The organism is Nostoc sp. KVJ20 (assembly GCF_001712795.1).
Classification (GTDB): domain Bacteria; phylum Cyanobacteriota; class Cyanobacteriia; order Cyanobacteriales; family Nostocaceae; genus Nostoc.
This window is the reverse complement of record NZ_KV757760.1, coordinates 13,246-30,730: the sequence shown is the minus strand read 5'-3', so window position 1 is coordinate 30,730 and position 17,485 is coordinate 13,246. Positions and strand designations below refer to the sequence as shown.

General features: G+C 40.6%; 12 protein-coding genes and 1 pseudogene. 4 read left to right on the top strand and 9 right to left on the bottom strand.

Annotated features, from left to right (window positions below; translation table 11 throughout):
* The 3 genes and pseudogenes from A4S05_RS41030 to A4S05_RS41025 form a co-directional block, all read right to left on the bottom strand.
* Positions 1-165 (bottom strand): annotated as a pseudogene (locus A4S05_RS41030) (IS66 family transposase); the annotation flags it as partial.
* 615 nt (positions 166-780) lie between these two features.
* Complete coding sequence (locus A4S05_RS35590; RefSeq protein WP_069074469.1) at positions 781-1,893, bottom strand: patatin-like phospholipase family protein; 1,113 nt, start codon at positions 1,891-1,893, stop codon at positions 781-783.
* Positions 1,894-2,686: 793 nt separating this feature from the next.
* On the bottom strand, positions 2,687-2,869 hold the full coding sequence (locus A4S05_RS41025; RefSeq protein WP_141699901.1) for a hypothetical protein: 183 nt from the start codon (positions 2,867-2,869) through the stop codon (positions 2,687-2,689).
* Positions 2,870-2,901: 32 nt separating this feature from the next.
* Between A4S05_RS41025 and A4S05_RS44425 the strand changes: the two genes are divergently transcribed.
* Positions 2,902-3,066, top strand: a complete 165-nt coding sequence (locus A4S05_RS44425; RefSeq protein WP_176727203.1) for a hypothetical protein — start codon at positions 2,902-2,904, stop codon at positions 3,064-3,066.
* A 297-nt stretch (positions 3,067-3,363) separates the two neighbouring features.
* On the opposite strand, the gene A4S05_RS35580 is transcribed toward A4S05_RS44425, so the two are convergent.
* From A4S05_RS35580 to A4S05_RS35565, 4 genes are all read right to left on the bottom strand, one after another.
* Positions 3,364-3,573, bottom strand: coding sequence for a hypothetical protein (locus A4S05_RS35580; RefSeq protein WP_069074467.1), 210 nt, complete (start codon positions 3,571-3,573; stop codon positions 3,364-3,366).
* A 353-nt stretch (positions 3,574-3,926) separates the two neighbouring features.
* Positions 3,927-4,049: a hypothetical protein gene (locus tag A4S05_RS41015; protein WP_256091376.1), complete on the bottom strand. Its 123-nt coding sequence runs from the start codon at positions 4,047-4,049 to the stop codon at positions 3,927-3,929.
* 250 nt (positions 4,050-4,299) lie between these two features.
* The gene (locus A4S05_RS35570; protein ID WP_069074465.1) at positions 4,300-5,022 is read right to left on the bottom strand and encodes a hypothetical protein; all 723 of its coding nucleotides are present in this window, start codon (positions 5,020-5,022) and stop codon (positions 4,300-4,302) included.
* 622 nt (positions 5,023-5,644) lie between these two features.
* Positions 5,645-7,231 carry a calcium-binding protein gene (locus A4S05_RS35565; protein WP_069074464.1) on the bottom strand — a complete coding sequence of 529 codons (1,587 nt, stop codon included), beginning with the start codon at positions 7,229-7,231 and terminating at the stop codon, positions 5,645-5,647.
* A 325-nt stretch (positions 7,232-7,556) separates the two neighbouring features.
* Here A4S05_RS35565 and A4S05_RS35560 point away from each other — a divergent pair, with 325 nt between their 5' ends.
* The 3 genes from A4S05_RS35560 (at position 7,557) to A4S05_RS35550 (ending at position 12,371) form a co-directional block, all read left to right on the top strand.
* Entirely contained in the window at positions 7,557-9,017 is a 1,461-nt protein-coding gene (locus A4S05_RS35560; protein ID WP_069074463.1) for an AAA-like domain-containing protein, read from the top strand.
* An 87-nt stretch (positions 9,018-9,104) separates the two neighbouring features.
* Positions 9,105-11,522 (top strand): CHASE2 domain-containing protein, encoded by a 2,418-nt coding sequence (locus tag A4S05_RS35555; RefSeq protein ID WP_069074462.1) that lies wholly within the window; start codon positions 9,105-9,107, stop codon positions 11,520-11,522.
* Between the two features lie 99 nt (positions 11,523-11,621).
* Positions 11,622-12,371: a DUF928 domain-containing protein gene (locus A4S05_RS35550; RefSeq protein WP_069074461.1), complete on the top strand. Its 750-nt coding sequence runs from the start codon at positions 11,622-11,624 to the stop codon at positions 12,369-12,371.
* On the opposite strand, the gene A4S05_RS35545 is transcribed toward A4S05_RS35550, so the two are convergent.
* Both A4S05_RS35545 and A4S05_RS35540 read right to left on the bottom strand, forming a co-directional pair.
* On the bottom strand, positions 12,372-14,924 hold the full coding sequence (locus tag A4S05_RS35545) for a CHAT domain-containing protein (protein ID WP_069074460.1): 2,553 nt from the start codon (positions 14,922-14,924) through the stop codon (positions 12,372-12,374).
* Between the two features lie 124 nt (positions 14,925-15,048).
* Complete coding sequence (locus tag A4S05_RS35540) at positions 15,049-17,412, bottom strand: beta strand repeat-containing protein (protein WP_069074459.1); 2,364 nt, start codon at positions 17,410-17,412, stop codon at positions 15,049-15,051.
* Positions 17,413-17,485: the final 73 nt, after the last annotated feature.

Sequence of the window (17,485 nt, the reverse complement as noted above, 5' to 3'; positions counted from 1 at the left end):
TGACGAATTAGAACTGTCTAAATCTCGGCTGACTTTTAAACGCTCTATTTCTTGCTGTAATTCACGTATTACCTTACTCTGCTCAATGATCATGTTTACCAGTTCTTCTTTGGATAACTGGCCCAAACTTTCTGGGTCTAGTTCATGAGTCAGGTTTTGGTTCATATTTGTGATACTCCACCTCAACTGTCCCCTTTGTCAATACTCTGTTACCTGAATCCTTACTTTTTTACTTTATGCAAAAAGAGCGAAAAACTTTTAAAGCTGCACTATACAAGGATTAGACGCAATAAACCAAGCCCAATACAACACCCTTGACCTCAAGAGAACAATCGCATGTAGAGGGGCGGTTGTAACAAGGGCACATGAAAGGCGATCACTTACCGTAGACACACTTTCACAAAAATACTCTACTAAGTTATTGACCTCAATAGAGTATATAAATTTACTATAATCATCTTTTACCAGTATTCAGTTTATACTTTAGTAATTATTTATACCTCCGTATAAATAGTGCAAATCTTGCCTACAGTTTAATGTAGGGTTTCTCTTGCGTCGGCACAAGTAACTTAGGCAACAGACTTGGACTTGGCAACTTCAGATATTTACTCTGGGGAGAACAATCTAGGATCATTAACCAGTGTAGACCAGCAATCGCTTTCATCGAAAATCCTACAGGGCTACTCTAGAGGAATGGCAACAGTCCTCCAAGACCTTTCCCAAGTTTTTAGGCTTAACCGAACCATATAAAATTATGGCAATTTCACAAATAAATTGAACCTAGAAAGCCATTGGTTGCAAGTTTTTTGACTCTTTATGATTTGCTATGAACTCTTTAATGTCACTACTTTTACTTTTAGAATAAAGAGATGCTGCATCCAGTAACTTCTTAATATTCTTTTGACTCACATCATCCATTGCATGGTTGATATGCTCTTTGGTAAATTTATTTATTTGTTCATTTTGCTTGATTATTTTTACAGGTTTAATTTCACTTCCCCTTTTTTCAAATGGCTCAGTTATATTAAATTGAAGTCGTAAATAACCTTTAGGATTAGCTGTATTTACAATCTCTTCACACGAGTCAGTAATAATCTGAATTTGACCTCCCATAAATACGTCAGGAATATTTTGTCCCCAATTCAAAATATTCCAATTTTTAATTTTTTCGTATTCAAGCGGTCTGGTGGTTCTACCAGTACCAATAGAAATAATAGAGATGTCCTCAATACTTTGTTTTTTTTCTTTTATGGCATAACGAAGCGCTGCCAGAGAAGGGCAGTTAGCACCTATTCCGCCATCAACGTGAGGAAATCTCCACTCTCCTCCTTCATCTTTACATTTGAATTCATAGGGAGGAAAGAAGGTAGGTGCTGATGCAGAACTAAGACAAATCTCCCACAGTCGCTTATCGTTAAACCACTTATCATTATGGTTTTGAAAATAACGACTAGCAAAAAAGGTTGTATTGCGATATAAAGTGTCATAGGCAAGAATTAACAATTCTGCTCCTGGCATTTCGCCAACTTGACGAAGTGTAATATCTTCCCCTAGTTCTTGTTTTAAAACTTGAATTAACCCTTCATTAGAATATTTAGTACTCAATATTGGGATTCGTAACCATGTACTCTTGAAGATTTCCTTACCCCTGTCTCTATAAATATTTATCAGTTCTTCTGGGGTTTTATTTAGCACTAAACCAGCAGCTACAATTGAACCAGTAGATGTACCAACAATTAAGTCGAAGTATTGGTTTAAAGCTTGTTCTATTCCTGCAACTTTTAGTTGATTTTGCAATTCTTCAAGAATTTTTGCTGTTACTACGCCCCGAATTCCACCTCCATCTAAAGCAAGTATCTTAAATTTTTTCTTGTCCTGATTTTGAGATGACATATTACAACCGGCTTTTTATTGTCGTGTACTTCTATAAGTATTCCCAGTTGAGTTATGAAAATTTAAATTAGGGAAGATATAGCGAAGGCACTGTTGGTAAACCTGGAAAACGAACTTGATTTTTAACGTTAACGTGCGTCCCCTTGTGGAGTGTTGCTCTAGCCTCAAAGCATTCCATCACTTGCATCAACAGGAAGATTAGCTAGGAATTAAGCCCTGATTAAGATAAGGTTATACAACAGAGGTTTCACTTGTATAAGCTCATTTTTCAGAGCTAACACCTTTAGGAGCGCTATTGCAGACCCCAGACCCTCCTGAAGTAGGAGACACAGTTTTGATTCTACGTCCTTTCTATGTAACTGGAAAAGTTGGGGTTGTTTGTGGTCGAGAGCCAGACTCAGATGGACGATCAAGCATACGCTGGCTTAAGGGACTTCCAGAGAATAAAATATACAGTTAATAAAAATGATAATCATTCTGAAAGAGAGAAAGCAGTTGCCGACAGCAACTGCTCTCTCCTAACAAAATATATGCAAGATAAATGTCTGCACTCAACAATAAAAGAGCGCAGTGAGGAGAATGGCTATTGCACGAAAAACTGTTATTTAACTTCTAACAATTACGTTGCTCCGTAACAAATATCAACAAACCACTTGCCTAAGTTTGGTAAATTCTCTTGACCCAAATTAGTCAAACGTGAAATTTTATTTTCAATTTCTTGCATCGCTCCTTTAGTTAAACGCACTCCAGTAGCTTGAAGAAGAATTCAGAAGTCAGAATTCAGGAGTCAGAATCAATCAGTTGGGGATTCAGACCCGCGACTTTCTTGTTGACCACCAAGTTGAAAATTTGGTGGGGTGCAAAAACGCCGGTTATTCATCCGCCAGTCATACAGAATACCCAACTGAATTCTGACTCCTGACTCCTGAATTCTGTTCGATAATCCGATGAGCCGCAGTCGTAGGATGAATACCATCCCAGAACAAAAACTGGTCTGGATTACCACAGATGGTAGAGCCAGATAGACAGGAACTACTTACATTTGTAAAACCAAACGCTGCCGGGTTTGCGATCGCATCTCGATATAAACTATTAGCATTGATAAAGAAAATCGTTGAGGCAGCACTTAGAGCAGAGACATTGGTGATGAGTGCTGATTTTCTGCTGAAGTGATAAGCGCAAATATTTGATTATCAACGGTATAGTTTGAGATGCGCTGACCCTTAATATCCTTCTCTAAATAATAGTGAAAACGTAAAGTCTATTTTAGAATATAAAGTTTCAGTCTTTTAAAAAGAATAATTATTAAGACAATATCAAGAAGTAAAAGACACTTCAATACAAAATATGTACTCTGGTCAAGTAAGTTTTTACCATTTATTAAAAAAGCATCACGTTGGGAGCATTTTTATATACATTAGTAACCACAAAGGATTACCATTAGCTGGAGAGTATATTGTTCAAAACGTATTATCTTTTAGCAGCAAACCAACTAATCAACTTAATAATTAAAAAAATAAGTCCGAGAGAAAATAAATTAAAAGGAAAGACATTTGAAGTTGCAACAGCAATACATGAAGCTGTTAAAAATACAATATTAGATATGAGAACAAATCCCGATCTGACAGTTGAATTTAAATCTTCAATAGCTCTAATTAAATCCTTATTATCATCAGGCATAAAAACACTTTTTAATTGTTAAAAAAGTACTTTACAACGAATAGAACCTTTAAACAGCAAGTATTAGGCTACTTTCTACACCGACCACTACCCCTAGACAAAGAGCCGCTAGGAGGTTTATAAAGTTCTACATACCAATTGAAGGGGGATTGTTTTAAATTTTCCCCTAGCAATAAGTTTGTTGAACAAGTTATTCCTCGCTCAATCTCAGCTAGGGCAATCAGCGTATTTATATCATCACGCTTGTTCAAATCCTGATCAGCCCTCACACTTGTTCTAAAAACAGATGCCACATGATGTGTGTGTAGTCAGCCCAAACAAGAGTAGCCTTGAAGCTAAAACCAGCACTCCAGTTAAAATTTGTCGCAGATTTCAAGCAGGCGCAGATCCACCAAGAGCATTCTGCAAACATCAGCAGTTTCTGTGCCAAAACCACTAGCTTGAGCATGACGAAGTAGCGATTGTATGATCGGCATCTTAAACAAATGCTTGAGTTTTTACGTCAAGCAGTAGACCGCAACTATGTGGTTGCCTGTGTAGTTGATTTGCCATCTGGCTGATGGCTGATTTTGGTTGATTTTTGGGGCTTACTTATAAACTAGTCTTATAATTAAGCCTAGCAGTTAGCTTTTGTATATTTTCCCCAAAAACTATATCTTAAACTACCATTTTTTAGCGATGGCTATGCCCGCCGCAGGCATCACAAAAGTTTTCGGTCTACTGACTTTATCTATCGTGATTAGAAACGAATCCATAAGAATGATTCAGATTTGACTTGGTATACGCTAGCAATTCTTCTGTCCATTCTGCAAACCAAGCAAACACCAAATTGACTTTTTCAATAGCTTCGGCGCGCATTTGTTCATCCATTTCTATTTTTGCCATGATGGCATGGTCGTTTGTCATAGCATGACCCGATTCTTTACTAAAATGGAATTCCCCACAGTAACGCAATTCGATACCCATTTCCTCTTCAATTCGTTGTGCCAGTTTTCTAATTAGTTCAAACAATACGTTGCCTGTTTCTTCAATAGCTTCGATAATGGCTAGACGCACGATACTCGATGAGCTATAAATCAAATGAGCGAGGTTGTGTGACAACAAGCGATTGACTGCGGTACGATCACTGTAGAAAAACTGTAAATACTCAGTGGATGATATTTTTTGGCGATCAAAGCCCAATTTGCTAAAGTCTTCCAAATACCACGGCCAATGATGATCGTCCTCATAGGAGTGTTCGTTTACCATAGCCTGATACGGATCTGAGGTTGGTTCTAGGCGTATGACGTAGCGATTTAGATCGCCAAAGCTCATGATAAAAGGAGCCATGCAGGGGTAAAATTCTAGGCGCTGACGAGCTGATAAAGTCTCATCCCGTAAAAAATCAAAAAATGGCAGATCGTTGTAATCTTTTTTGAGGTTTAAAATGTGACGTAACGTAGCTTTCATGTTTTGTCTCCTGAAAAAAGGTTCAAGTTGCTTTTTCGTAAAAATTTACCTGTTGAAAAGCAATCACTAAGATGTCAATTCATAGAAGAGCGATTGCCTATTCCTGACTGGGTGAATCATACTCAATATTTGCAAGATATTTATCTCAAAGTTGCTTGCTCCTAATTACACAGGACGAGTTACTGTTACGGTGTTGTGGGACAAGCAAAGTAAAAAAATAATCAATAACGAATCTCGCCAAATCATGCGGATATTTAACGTAGAGTTTGGGGAATTGGCAACACAGAAAATAGATTTATATCCATGCGCTCCACAACATAAGATTGCTCAAACAAATGATGCAATTTGTCGAGCATTTTGCAGCAGTTATTTGATGTTCTAAATCATGATTTTCTCCTTATTAAATAATATTGAAATTTTACTTACTTGAAGTAAATAACTACTTGTGATCAATTCGATGAAGCATTTGCTTTACATTGATCATGCTCAAGTAGTTAATACTAGATTCTCTTGGAAACTCACAAACGTAAATTTGGATCAGGTAAGGAGTTTTATTCAATTTAATTAAGCTACAAAAAAGCTCAATTAAGGATAAGTAAATAAATTTAAGTTGAGTAATCTTTTAACCAAAGATTTCGATACCAGGACTTGTCGCAGTAAGAGTGACATCCTCAAGCACAGCAATAATGTCACCGAAAGCGGGCGCTCCGAAGAAGATGACCGTATCTAAGATAGATGAGTCATTTGAAAAAATACCACTACTAATACTATTGTTAGTATTGAAGTTTTGCTGTACAAATGTGTAATCGCTAGCCGAACCGCGAAGATTAAGCTTGTCCCCATCTGTTAGAGAGAAATCTGTGATAACAGCATGACCAGCTTGCCGATAGAAGTCATTTAGGCTGAACGTATCAGCAGATTGAACCCCTCCAAATGCTAGCCCTCCTGTTAAAATATCTATCTCTCCGCTATTAAAGTTACCACCACCTGAGAGGGTATCATTACCTTGGCCTCCAGCAAGAATATCATTGCCAGAATCACCATTTAGGCGATCGTTACCTGCTCTTCCCTCAAGGCGATCGTTGTCAAGTCCACCGAATAGTACATCGTTACCGCTACCAGCTATTAACGTATCACCGCCACCGCGACCATTAATAATTACACTGATGTTTTGGTTGGCGTTACCAGTATCTATGCGATTGATGCTATCTCCTCCCTGGATTTCGACGTTTTCAATACCTTGAAGGGTATCTGTACCTGTGGCTGAGTCATCGAGATTGGCCCCAGGGCCAAACTTGCCACCTTTGAGTTGGCTTTTGTTTGGGTCATTGGCAAATGAGAACAGTTGAAAGTTATTGTCGCCCTGTATGAATAGAGAGTCCTCACCTCCTGCCCCGATGTATTGGTCATCACCCGCTCCATCAAAGGCACTATCAGCAAAACTATCCCTCCCGCTTCCACCTTGGAGGATATCATTTCCTTCTGCACCATTCAAATTATTATTGTCATTGCCACCGATAAGAGTGTCATTGCCATTATTGCCACGGAGAAAATTAAATCCCGCTCCTCCTACTATGCTGTCATTCCCATCACCACCGTTAATCTGGTCAAGACCACTGCTACCGATGATGGTGTCATTGCCTTCACGGCCAAAGAGATTGGTTCGCCCTGACAACAAAGCTTGAGAGGCATTAATTGTGTCATTACCCGTAGTACCAGTGAGCCTAACATCCTCAATTTCAGAAAACTTGTGGGCTAAATTACCTACAAGGAGCTGATTATTAGTCAAGAAATAATTTGAGGCTCCCTCAACACGTAGCTCGTCATTACCTGCACCGCCAATCAAGGTATCGCCAACATCACCTATACTAGGAAAGTTACCATTTTGAGCGATGAGAATATCGTTACCTGTGCCACCATTAACAAGATTGTTTCCAGTTCCACCAGAAAGGGTATCGTTGTCATCGCCGCCGTTGAGAGTGTCGTTACCCGCACCACCATCAAGGGTGTCTCTGTTAGATCCACCATTAAGGGAATCGTTACCAAGTCCTCCTAATAGAGAATCGTTGCCGAAATTGCCTATTAAAGTGTCGTTTCCGGCACCACCATTAACTGCATCGTTACCCGCCAAAGCATCGATTATATCGTTTGCCTCATCAGCTACGATTTTGTCGTCGGCTTGGGTTATTGTTCCACTAATAATCGCCATAATTTTGTGTTTCCTTTGATTTGCTTATGAGTTTCAAGCGAGCTAAATTTGTCCAAAGCCAAATTATTGCGTCGCTGTTATTACTAGGTTGCCCTTTGCACTCAAAAAGGTAAATATGGATAATTTAAGGACTTTGATTCCCAAAAATTAAAGGACAAAGTATGGTAAGTAAGGTTAAGTAAGAAAATGTCAGGAGAGTCATCTTTGCTCAACTAGGCAAGGTCTAGATTTCAGCGATTTGAATATTGTTTTGTGAAAAAATCTGGAAAGTTAAAAATTCGGGCTGTAACTCAATATATAAATAGTTGTGATTCCTAACTGAGCAATGGACTTTGAAACAGCATTCAAAATATTAGATACAGCAGTTTTTGCCCAGACAAAAAGACATCTCAAAGATATTGAAGTGGCAATACTTCGCTGTTCTTGGCAAGGAAAAAAATATAATGAGATTGCCCAAACTCATGGCTACACTACCGAATACCTACAACATGATGTTGGACCTAAGCTATGGCACATGTTGTCAGAAGCAATTGGGGAAAAGGTTAGTAAAAAAAATTTTCAGGCAGCACTAGAGCGTCAAAGGCTTTCGGGCACTGCGGCTACACCTAAGCAGTTAGAGGCAGTTTTTTACTCCCATAAGCTAATGTCATCTTCACAATTTAAAATGGAGAAAATAGCATCAAATGACTCAGTTTCTCTAGAAAATGAGGAACTATTACTAAGTGTAAACACAAATGAACGAACTCAACTAAATGCAGAACCAGAATTTCCGGTGGGACAAGTCCCTCTGACTTCTAATTTTTATATTGAACGTCTTCCAATTGAAGAGCGCTGTTATCAAGAAATTTTGCAGCCAGGTTCTTTAATTCGCATCAAAGCACCCGGACAGATGGGCAAAACTTCGCTCATGGCTAGGATTCTTGATGAAGCCAGAAAACATGACTGTCAAACAGTATCCTTAAGCTTTCATTCAGCAGATAAAGCAGTTTTCACTAGCTTGGATACATTTTTACGCTGGTTCTGTGAAAGTGTTGGTAGGAAACTGAAGCAGCTTCATCAGTTAGATGATTATTGGAGTATTTACGGTAGTAAGGATAAAACCACCGCTTACTTTGAAGAGTGTTTATTAGAAGAAATCGATAGCCCATTAGTAGTTAGCTTAGATGGTGTTGATCGCATTTTTCCATATTGTGACATTGCCGAAGACTTTTTTAGCCTGTTGCGTGCTTGGTATGAATATGCCAAATATGGCGATCGCAGTAGCGAACTCTGGAAAAAACTCCGGCTAGTTTTGGTACATTCTAAAGAAGTTTATATTCCTCTAAATATCAATCAATCTCCCTTTAATGTGGGCTTGAGCGTTGAATTACAAGAGTTTAGTCCTGAACAAGTCCAAATTTTAGTTGACCGTCATCAGGGGCTAAATTGGACTGATGCTCAGGTGAAAAAACTGATGGACATGGTAGGAGGACATCCATATTTAGTACGGCTAGCTCTTTATCAGGTTCAACACCAGGACATCACACTTGAGCAGCTATTGCAAACAGCCCCAACTGAAGGGGGAATTTACAGCGCTCATCTCCGAGGACATTTGTGTAATCTCGAACATCATCCCAATTTAGCAACAGCTTTTAGCCAAGTTGTAAACAGTTTAGTACCGATAGAACTAGACTCAAAGCCAGCGTTTAAATTACACAGTATGGGGTTAGTAGTATATTGTAATGAAAATAAGGTGATGCCACGCTGCGATTTATACCGCCAATATTTTCAAAATCGCCTTAGCTAGTTATCAGGAGGGATGAGGGAATGAGGGGAATAACTAATGACAAATGACAGACGGGATAAATCGCGTCTCTACTACTGACTCTTGCAAATGAGCAAAGCAGAAAACTCGGCTTATAAATATCAAGTCGGAGGAAGTCTACAAATTGATGCTCCCAGCTATGTGCAGCGCCAAGCTGATAAAGATTTTTATGATGCGCTCAAGGCTGGGGAATTTTGTTATGTCTTCAACTCGCGGCAGATGGGCAAGTCCAGTCTGCGAGTGCAAACAATGCGTAAACTACAAGCCGAAGATATTATCTGTGGTGTTATTGACATTACAGCAATTGGAAGTCAGGATATTACCCAATCTGAATGGTATTTGGGCGTATTGCGAAGACTGGCGCGTAGTTTCATTCCTAAATTCAAAGTATTAAATTGGTGGAGTGATCGCACTGGACTTTCACCACTACAGTGTTTGAGTGAGTTTATCGAGTCAGTGCTCCTGGTAGAAGTCTCTCAAAATATTGTGATTTTTGTAGATGAAATAGATAGCATTCTCAAATTAAATTTCAAGGATGATTTTTTAGCTTTAATTCGAGTTTGCTATAACAAACGAGCCGATAATCCCGCTTACCAGCGTCTAACTTTTGCGCTTTTAGGGGTAACTACTCCCTACGATTTGATTCAAGATAAACACCGGACACCTTTTAACATTGGTCGAGCAATTGAACTCAACGGTTTTCAATTGTCGGAAGCTCAACCATTAGCTGAGGGATTAGTGGGTAAATTTGTTAATCCTCAGATAGTTTTGCAAGAAATATTAGCTTGGAGTGGTGGTCAACCTTTTCTGACTCAGAAGCTTTGTCAGTTAGCGATGGCTACGCCAACACCTTCTCTGCGAGACGCTACGCGAACGGCGAACGCATCTTCCGGTATCATTCCCCCAGGTGGTGAAGCAGAGTATATTGAAAAATTGGTGCGATCGCAAATAATTGATAACTGGGAATCCCAAGATGAACCAGAACATCTGAGGACCATTCGCGATCGCCTTTTTTGCCGATGTGCCGATGGCAATAGCATTTTGAGAAACGAACAGCGCATTAAGAAGTTATTAGAGCTTTATCAGCAAATTTTACAAATAGGTCAAATAACAGCAAATAACAGTCCTGAGCAAATGGAATTGCGGTTATCAGGATTGGTAGTTAAGCAACAAAGCTTATTAAAAGTTTATAACCGCATATATGCTGCTGTTTTTAATCAAAATTGGCTTGATAAAGCGTTATTAGGTTTACAATCCGTTGAAATATCGCCTCTCTCCAGCAAGCGCCGTTTTCAAACTGTGCTGATTTTAGCTGTCGTTGTAACAGCCTTGGTAATGGGAGTACGGCATTTGGGACTGTTACAAGTTGCGGAGTTAAGGGCTTTCGACCAACTGCTGCGACTGCGCCCTAACGAACAACCAGACACTCGGCTTTTAGTAGTTGCGATTGCTGAAGATGATTTTAAGCTACCAGAACAGCAGCAGAGAAAAGGCTCGCTATCGGATCGCGCACTCGCGTTACTTGTGCAGCAACTCGAAAAGTTCCAACCACGAGCCATTGGCTTAGATATTTATCGCGATTTTCCTGTAGATTCCAAGGAAGCATCTTTAGCTACTTGGATGCGGCGCAACGATCGCTTCATTGCTATTTGTAAAGTCAGTGAACCTCAGATTAATGAACCAGGCGTTTTACCTCCCCCGGAAATCCCTCTAAAACGTCAAGGCTTTAGCGATTTTGTCAAAGACAGCGATGGTATTCTCCGCCGCCATCTGATTGCGATGAAACCAGATGATTCTTCCCCTTGCACTACGTCCTACGCCTTGAGCGCTCAATTGGCATTTCGTTACTTAGAGACAGAGGGTATATCTGCCAAGTACACCAAAAATCAGGAGTTGCAAATTGGCAAAGTTGTATTTAAGCGCTTGCGATCGCACATGGGTGGTTATCAACAACTGGATGACTGGGGCTATCAAGTATTGCTGAATTACCGTTCCTTTAACTCTCCCTTAAAGGCTATAGAACAAATCACACTCAAAGATGTACTTAAGGGTGCGATCGCTCCCGATAAAGTCAAGAATCGAATCGTACTCATCGGCATTACTAACCAAAGTGCTGGTGATTATTTTCCCACACCTTACACTACTAAGCAAAAGCAAGAAATCCCAGGAGTTATTGTTCATGCTCAAATGGTAAGTCAAATTCTCAGTGCAGTTTTAGATGGGCGAATTCTGTTGTGGGTTTGGCCGGTTTGGAGTGAGGTTTTGTGGATATTTTACTGGTCTATTTTTGGAGGGATCGTAGCATGGCGCATTCGTAATTTATTACTTTTAGGATTAGTAGGAATTACTGTCATTATGCTTATATCTACACTGAGCTTTGTTATGTTGCTGAAAGGCATTTGGATACCGCTAATTCCTGCCGTAGTAACGTTGGCAGTTACAGGCACTAGCGTAGTAGTAATTCGTAACCTACATAAAAAGAGATGATTACGGAAGCATATTTCATACTTTTGATGATTTAAATAACCTTCATAAGTTCGCTAACTAAAAAGCTTAGATTAAATATAATTTTATTCATTAGGAATTATGAATTACAAATCACGAATTAGTATCAAAATTGCTGGCGCGTTCGCTTTAATATCGCTTTGCTTAACACAACCCGTAAAATCTCAGATTCCCGGAACGGAGATTTTTAACGCACCTCCTCCGCCACCTGATATTAACGCACCCGGTAATCGCACAGCCGGAGGAAAGCGCGGTTGCGAAAATATGCAAAAGCAGCTTGCTGCATCTCAAGAAAAGCTTCTTACAGCCTTAGTCCCAGTTTATCAATCTCCCAATGCGGAACTAGTCTTTGGATTAACGACTATCTCTCATCCAACTTTCTGGTTTTACATTCCTTATAAAACCACAGATGCCGCAGAGTTCGTGCTACAGAATCAGGAGGGGCAAACTGTATACCAAAGCCCTGTTTCATTGTCTGGGACACCAGGGGTTGTCAGCCTCTCTCTGCCATCAACAGCTGCTTCGTTAAAAATAGGCGATCGCTATCATTGGTACTTTAATATTTACTGCAATCCCCAACAACCACCTGTTTTTGTTGATGGTTGGATAAAAAGGGTTGAACCGAACACAGTTTTGAAAACTCAGTTAGAGAAAGCAACACCAAACCAGCGCGTTGCTCTCTATGCTACTCATGGTATTTGGTACGATTTAGTGGCTGCTTCAGGCGAACTTCGTCGCTTAGACCCGAAAGATAATAATTGGGCTAACATCTTGCAATCTATTGGTTTGAATTACATTGCTTCAGAACCGATAGTAGATTGCTGCCGATAGTTATAACCAATTGCCCACTAGGATATAAGCTGACCAAAATAATGGATGTTGGTATTTAGGGTTGTTTAACAAAGCTAGTTGGGCTTGGCGAAGTGCTTCAGCTTTAGTCAGCTTTTGAGAAGTTAATTCTCGGTAGAATTGACTCATAAGTTCTGCTGTAGATTTATCATCCACATTCCATAGAGAAGCAAGGGTACTGCGTGCGCCCGCCCGCACAGCTATCCCCGCAAGTCCCAAAGCAGCCCGCTTATCTCCAGCAGCAGTTTGGCAAGCGCTAAGTACAAGTAATTCAATCGCATTTGGACTTTCTGCCTCTCTAATCCGAAGTAAAGTATCGAGTTGATTGACGTTAATCCGACCATCCCAGGTGAGAATAAATGTCTCGTCAGCTTTGGAACTAAACTGACCGTGAGTTGCAAGGTGTACTACAGGGAAAAGAACAGAGTTAATTTCTTTTTGCAAAGTCTCGTTGGTAAATTTTTGATTGAGCAGCACTGTAGTAGGTACTTCAGACTTAATTTCATTCAGCTCTTGTGCCACATTGCTGAGGGCAGAAAAGCCTTGGCGGGCTTCAGTAATTCCCGCAGTCAATGCTTTGATTTTTTGCTGTGACAAAGACTTGGGAGCTAATAACTGTAACCCTGGAGCCAAAGCGATCGCATATTTTTGAATAAGATACTGTTGACCGTCGTAAAGTGCAGCCATAGGAATATTTCGTAAGGAACCATCCAAAACAAATACCAAAGTTTTGATTTGGGATTTAGCTAAGTATTCGTCCGCAGGTTGCACTAACCAATTATATATTTGTCTAGATAATGCCTGAGTCTGTTGCAGTGTATAAGGTTTGATCAGTTCTTGACGCAATTGGTCTACAATTTTTTCCACCTCTGTTGCAGAGATGCTGGTTTTGTAATGGTGTAAGGGTTGTTGAGGTAACTTGAGAATAACTTCTAATTTATCTGCCAAGATAATGGGATAGATCACTGCTGCATTCGGATCTTGTCGATCGATAACAGAGTCAATTTGTATGGGTTTTCCTTCTAAGCAAGCTACCCGAAAGAAGTTGTCTAGTTCAGCTAGTTGTAGGGATTCAATGACAGCACGGGCTTGAACTAAGTTATCTTGATTAGGTTGAGAGTTTTCTTCTGATTGCAACAGTAAATTGACCAACTGACGATAGATTGGCTCTACTTCATCTCGGAAAGAAAACTGCACCTCTGGATTAGTCGCAACTAAATCGTTGCGGAGGGATTGCAGGATTTTAACTGATTCAGTGTAAGCGGCGATCGCACCTTTAATATCTCCCTTGGCTTTGAGCAAGCGTCCTAACTGCCATTGCCAACGATAAGTAATATCTGGCACGTTGATACCTTGTGATATCACTAAGGCTTGCTGGGTGAGGTCTTGGGCATTATTAAATTGTTGAGTCTGTTCGTATAATCCTCCCAGATTTCCCAGAGCATAAGCAACTGAGCGTTGGTCTTGTAAATCTCTTGCTTGTTGAATTGCTGTAGCTAAAATTTGGGCAATCTCCTTTACTTCTTGCCCTGCTTTTAGTCTCATTAAACTCTGGGCAAAGTTAATCCGAGCGTAAACCGCCTTCCGATTAGCAGGCAACTTAGGGATTTGAGCTTGAATTTTAGACACTAACCCTTGAGCAGCATTTAATTGATTGTCATCCAACAATAGGCGAAGTTGATTTAAATCTGCTTGGATGCGTGTAGTTGGCGAAGTAGACTTACCAGCAGCTTGTTGATAGTAATTTATAGCTGCTGGAGTATCCTGCTGAACTGTAGCGGTGTTACCTAAACTGAGCCAAATTTCACTCATAGCTTGAGGAGATGGGGATAGCATTCGCTTTGCCACTTCTAAACTCTGCTGTAAAATCTTTCGGGATTGTTCTACATCCCCAACAACTCGTAGTACATTACCCAGACTACGCAATCCTGTAGCTTTGAGAGTTGAGTCTGGTTGATTTTGTAGGTTTTGATTAATCTCAGTTAATGTCTTTTGGGCTTGACGATAATTTCCTAAAGTTTGCAAAGCTTGAGCAGAATTAATTTGGCTACGGATTGACCCAGCGCGATCACCTATTTTTGCATAAATTGCAGCCGCCTGTTGCCAGGTATTGAGAGCTAATTCAGCTTTTCCCTGTGCTAACTGTAGCCGACCTTGAATATCTAGAGCTTGGGCTAGGATTTGCGTTGGCGAACCTGTTTCCTCAGAGGCTTGCCCAGTTTGTAATAATTTTAGACTTTGGGTAATCGCTTGGCTGGCTTTTGACCACTGTCCTAATTGCTGGTAAGTCAAGGAGAGATTGCTCAAGGTCATGCCTTGCCTAAGTTTATTCCCTTGAGCTTTATAAGCAATCAATGCCTGTTCAAAAACTAAACACGCTTGATGAAACTGTTCTACTGCATATAACTTTTCGCCCTGTTCAAATAACTCTTGGGCATTAGATACAGCTTGAACAATGGAGGTTTCCCCAGCTATGAAGGCGAAGGTGGGCGATAATATGGCTGTAGCTAAGAACATAGCCAAAATTATAAGCATTCCATAATACTTCCAAAGTTGGCATATTCTATGTAAAAACGATGATTTTCTTTTCACGTCCTTGCCCTCAATGCGCTTTGCGTCTTAGTCACAGGAATGCGATCGCCTAGTGCTGACAATGCATCTACTTGTCCTGTTGCCTCACATTGCACGATTCTTGAGTCAACCCAGGATGATTGGGTGTGACTGTAGGCGCAGAGGCGGTGAGCAGCACTTCACCGTTTTTACTCATTACTAAACCCTGAGCTTCTACTATAGGAACTGGTGCAGAAGCAGAAACAGTTGGACTAGAGCGATTGGCTTTAGGGTCGAGAGTAACCAAATTTACCTCAATAGCATCATCGTTCAGTATCTGGTTAGGACTGTCTGACAACCCACCGCGTCCTGTGACCACAAAACTACTAATTTGTTCACCTCTGGGACTACAGCCTTGAGCAATTTGCTGTGAAGCATCTACTATATTTATCGGCAGTTCCACCAATCCTTTGCTAGGGTCAACATCGAGTGTATTAAGTGCTACAGTGCCACTTAAGTCAGGACTTGCTCCTGTAGCCGTAATGTCACTTTCCACGGTAGATGCATTTCGAAACTCTGTGCCCAAGATGCTGACTGCTGCTATTGTCACCCGACCCCCACGGAAATCAGTAGAGTTAGCGCTGATGTCACTGTTTTCCGCAGCTACTAAAAAATCAGTATCAATGTTGATATCACCGCCGACAACATTGTTGCCAATGGCGTTAGTGCTGATGTTACTGTTACGACGCAGAAATATTAAGTCTTTTGCACGTAGAGTAATTGTTGCTTGAGGTTGAGCGGGGTTGCTGTTAGCACTGCGAGTATCAGCCCTCAAAGTGCCATTGTCCAAACCTATAGAATCAGCATCGATAGTTAAATTACCTGCATTGCCTGTTTCCCGACTTTCCACAAAAACTCCAGCCCCATCGCGAATTAATAGTTGCTGGGTATTAATCCTTAAGGTTCCCCCATCTCCTGCGCTTCTTGCTTGAGCAGACAAGTTACTAGGACGACCACCGACGGAGCGACCAATCAGTTGTACAGAGTCAGCAAGAACAGTCAAATTACCTCCCTTGCCAGGAGTAAATGTGGCAGTACTTACCGCAGCCCCATCTTCAATCAGCAATTCATGAGTATTAATTGTTACTGAACCTGCATCTCCTACGCCTTGAGTCAGGCTAGCCAAGCCACTAGCACTTAGATCGTTAGCCGTGCGACCAATTAGATGCACTTTGTTAGCAGTGACAGTTACATTTCCCCCTTTGCCACTACTACGTGTACTGGCATTTACTTGTGCTCCTGCTTGGATAAGTAATATAGGAGTGGTAATTGTCACCGAACCTGCTTGCCCTGCTCCGTCAGTTGCAGAATATAATCCGCTAGCAGATAGAAAGGCAGCGCCAATCAATTCTCCAGCCAATTCCACTGATTCGGAAGCATTCACACTCAAATTTCCTCCCGTCCCCGTACCTAGAGTAATAGTTCTAACTTGTGCTCCCCCTCGCATAATCAATCGTTGGACATCAATACTGACATTTCCTGCTGCTGCTGAAGTAAAGGTGTCGGCTCTAACAATCGAGGAGCTTTCCAAGTTTAACTGCGAAGCTCTGATAGCAACTGCACCACTCTCTGCTTGATTGAGAATGCTGCTGTCTTCCTCTATGGCAATGTCTACAAAACTTCTAGACAATTGAATATTTCCAAATGTTTTAGCGTTTTGATAGTTTAAAGTCCAGCCTTGGTCTGTTTGGCTGAGATTAACTTGACCAACTCCCGTAACACTACCCAGTTCAATTCGCCCGCCTGGTACATTCAGAAAAGCACCTTCTAGGATTACATTTTTGCCTACTAAAGCCAAGGTTTTAGTTGATGGTAGTATTAGTCCAAGCATCTGTTGGCTAGCAGATGAACCACCTATTCCCTGTACGCGAATATCTCCAGTTTTTTCTCCATATTGCAATCCAAGAGGAACATTTACGTTTAATAAAGGCTTAGTTTGTGGAGTAATAGCACTAAATTCTAAGCCGTCGGCAAATTTCAAGCTACTTCCTGTACTTGCTATAAATGAACCACCAATATCTAAACGGGCGTTTTGCCCAAAAATAATTCCATTCGGATTGATGAAAAACAGATTAGCTGCACCGTTGGCTCGAATCAATCCATCAATATTAGAGATAGATGAACCTGTGACTCGGCTAATTATGTGCTGAATATTTGCTGCATTATTAAAGAAAGCTGTGCGTCCGGTTTGGACGGAAAATTGCTCAAAGCTATGAAACAAATTTGCGCCCCGCGTTGCTCCACCCGAAATCACATCAACGGGAGAATCAGGAGTTTGAGGTGTAACTACAGAACTTTCAGATCCCAAAGTGCGATCAGGAGCGATTTGGGCAATTGCAGAATCACAAAAGATGATCGCTCCACCCATCGCCAAACAACATTTCCATCTGCAAGTGCGATCGCTTATAGCCATTTGATAATTTACGCCTAATATCAATTAGAAACAGGCGAGAAAAGTGAGAAGATAATAGATTACCAGCTATTCA

What these genes read in the sequence shown, in the direction of transcription:
- A4S05_RS35580 (WP_069074467.1), bottom strand. Translation starts at nt 3,573, where the DNA reads ATGCCTGATGATAATAAGGATTTAATTAGAGCTATTGAAGATTTAAAT.
- A4S05_RS44425 (WP_176727203.1), top strand. Translation starts at nt 2,902, where the DNA reads ATGGTAGAGCCAGATAGACAGGAACTACTTACATTTGTAAAACCAAAC.
- A4S05_RS35550 (WP_069074461.1), top strand. Translation starts at nt 11,622, where the DNA reads ATGAATTACAAATCACGAATTAGTATCAAAATTGCTGGCGCGTTCGCT.
- A4S05_RS35540 (WP_069074459.1), bottom strand. Translation starts at nt 17,412, where the DNA reads ATGGCTATAAGCGATCGCACTTGCAGATGGAAATGTTGTTTGGCGATG.
- A4S05_RS35590 (WP_069074469.1), bottom strand. Translation starts at nt 1,893, where the DNA reads ATGTCATCTCAAAATCAGGACAAGAAAAAATTTAAGATACTTGCTTTA.
- A4S05_RS35565 (WP_069074464.1), bottom strand. Translation starts at nt 7,231, where the DNA reads ATGGCGATTATTAGTGGAACAATAACCCAAGCCGACGACAAAATCGTA.
- A4S05_RS35560 (WP_069074463.1), top strand. Translation starts at nt 7,557, where the DNA reads ATGGACTTTGAAACAGCATTCAAAATATTAGATACAGCAGTTTTTGCC.
- A4S05_RS41025 (WP_141699901.1), bottom strand. Translation starts at nt 2,869, where the DNA reads ATGGTATTCATCCTACGACTGCGGCTCATCGGATTATCGAACAGAATT.
- A4S05_RS35555 (WP_069074462.1), top strand. Translation starts at nt 9,105, where the DNA reads ATGAGCAAAGCAGAAAACTCGGCTTATAAATATCAAGTCGGAGGAAGT.
- A4S05_RS35570 (WP_069074465.1), bottom strand. Translation starts at nt 5,022, where the DNA reads ATGAAAGCTACGTTACGTCACATTTTAAACCTCAAAAAAGATTACAAC.
- A4S05_RS41015 (WP_256091376.1), bottom strand. Translation starts at nt 4,049, where the DNA reads ATGCCGATCATACAATCGCTACTTCGTCATGCTCAAGCTAGTGGTTTT.
- A4S05_RS35545 (WP_069074460.1), bottom strand. Translation starts at nt 14,924, where the DNA reads ATGCTTATAATTTTGGCTATGTTCTTAGCTACAGCCATATTATCGCCC.